Origin of the sequence: Bradyrhizobium sp. CCBAU 11386 (assembly GCF_028128955.1) — a bacterium.
GTDB lineage: Bacteria > Pseudomonadota > Alphaproteobacteria > Rhizobiales > Xanthobacteraceae > Bradyrhizobium.
In genome coordinates, this window is record NZ_LBKA01000112.1 from 1 (window position 1) to 1,983 (window position 1,983).

Annotated in this window: 2 protein-coding genes; one reads left to right on the forward strand and one right to left on the reverse strand. The window is 63.7% G+C overall.

The genetic code is table 11. The features are described from left to right. The coding region (gene tnpC, locus XI09_RS08710) for an IS66 family transposase (RefSeq protein WP_271566477.1) at positions 1 to 1,490 on the forward strand (1,490 nt) is incomplete at its 5' end. Here the strand turns inward: tnpC and XI09_RS08715 are convergent. After that, positions 1,491 to 1,928 carry a hypothetical protein gene (locus XI09_RS08715; RefSeq protein ID WP_271566478.1) on the reverse strand — a complete coding sequence of 146 codons (438 nt, stop codon included), beginning with the start codon at positions 1,926 to 1,928 and terminating at the stop codon, positions 1,491 to 1,493. Positions 1,929 to 1,983: the final 55 nt, after the last annotated feature.

The window sequence follows — 1,983 nt, forward strand, 5'->3', positions numbered from 1 at the left end:
TCCAGGAGAACGACAAGCTCCTGATGATCCTGTCCCAGTACAAGCGCACGATCTTTGGTCCCCGCTCCGAGACACTGGATCCCGGACAGCTGTCTCTCTTCACCATCACGGCGCAGGCGGCTCGTGCCGCCGCCAACGACGACGGGACCGGAGGCAGGCTGCCTGATGGAGCGGAAGGCCGTAGCAAGCGACCGGCGCGACGCAACCGGGGGAGGCTTCCGGAGCATTTGCCGCGCATCGACGTCGTGATCGATATCGAGAGCCACATCTGCCCCTGCTGCGGCGAGCGGCTGCACAAGATCGGGGAGACCGTCAAGGAAGCCTTCGACGTCATTCCGATGCAGTACCAGGTCAAGCGCATTGTGCGTCCGCGCTACGGCTGCCGGGGATGCCGCCAGGGTGTGCTGCAGGCACCGGCGCCGGCCCAGGCGATCGACGGCGGGATGGTGACGGAAGCCTTGCTGGCCCACATCGCGGTGATGAAATACGGCTACCAGCTGCCGCTGTATCGCCAGGAACAGATGTTCGCCGCGCAAGGCATCACGCTCGACCGGCAGACGCTGGCCTCATGGATGGGCCGCGCCGCCTGGTGGCTGAAGCCGCTTCACACGCTGTTGCGCGACACAGTGATGTCCTACCCGCGGCTGTTTGCCGACGAGACGCCACTGCCGGTTCTCGATCCCGGCCGTGGCAGAACCAAAGTCTGCCAGTTCTGGGCGATCGCCACCGATGACCGTCCGTGGGGCGGCCCCGCGCCGCCGGCGGTGGTCTACATGTTTGCCGAGGATCGCAAGGCGATCCGCGCCAAGCAGCTGTTCGGGGATTACCACGGCATCCTGCAGGTCGACGGCTATGCTGCCTACAAGGGCCTGATCAAGAACGGCGGCCGTCTGGTGCTGCTGGCGTTCTGCTTCGCGCATGCGCGGCGGAAGTTCTGGGACGTTCACGTCGCGACGAAGTCGCCGATTGCCGCGGAAGCGCTGCAACGGATCGCGATGTTCTACGCCATTGAGGATCGCATCCGCGGTCTGCCGGCGGCGCAGCGGGCTGCGGTGCGGCAAACCGACACCAGGCCGCTGATTGAGGACTTCAAACCCTGGCTCGAGGCGCGACTGCTGGAAGTCTCGAAGAAGTCCGGTCTGGGCAAAGCCATCCGCTACACCCTCAACCATTGGGACGGCCTGACGCGCTTCATCGATGACGGACGCATTGAAATAGACAGCAATACGGTCGAGCGCAGCATCAAGCCGATAGGCCTGGGAAAGAAGAACTACTTGTTCGCCGGCAGTGAAGGCGGCGCCGAGACATGGGCCATTCTCGCCTCGCTCATCAACACGGCAAAGCTGCAAGACATCGACCCGCGACACTATCTGACCGATGTTCTCGAGCGCATCGTCTCCGGACGTACAAAGATCAATCAGCTGCACATGCTGTTGCCGTGGAATTGGAAGGCCGAGCGCGACAGTTCGCTGGCAAAGCTCGCCGCCTGATCAGTTCGACGGCAGGGACTCTGGAACTTCCTGCGCATCGCTGGTGTCGTCATAGATCTCCTCGCGGATCACGCGCAGCGTCATCTCGTGCAGATAAACTTGCAACGCCCTCTCCAGCTCGGTGAACTCCGGCAACAGAACTTTGTCGACGAAGCCTCGGGACGCACGGATCACCACCGTGTTGCGTCGTTGGCGGTGATAACGAAACGGCCGCAGCCCGTACCGGCGGCAAAGCGCCAAAAACAGGTGCCGCGACCATTGGTCAGGAAGTGAGAATTGCTGCTCGATCGGCGGATCGTGGCGAGCGAGCTCCGCGACCCGGGCACGCACCCGCTGTAGCGCAGCTTCCGCCGCAAGGCGCTCACCGGCAGTTCCGGCACCCGCGAACAACGCCTCGATCTTCCGAAGCTTCTCGCGCAGCTGCGATTGGCTGGTCATTCTGATCCCCGTTGCCCGCTCCGAACCGGGATCACCCCATCACCGCGCGCCGGCA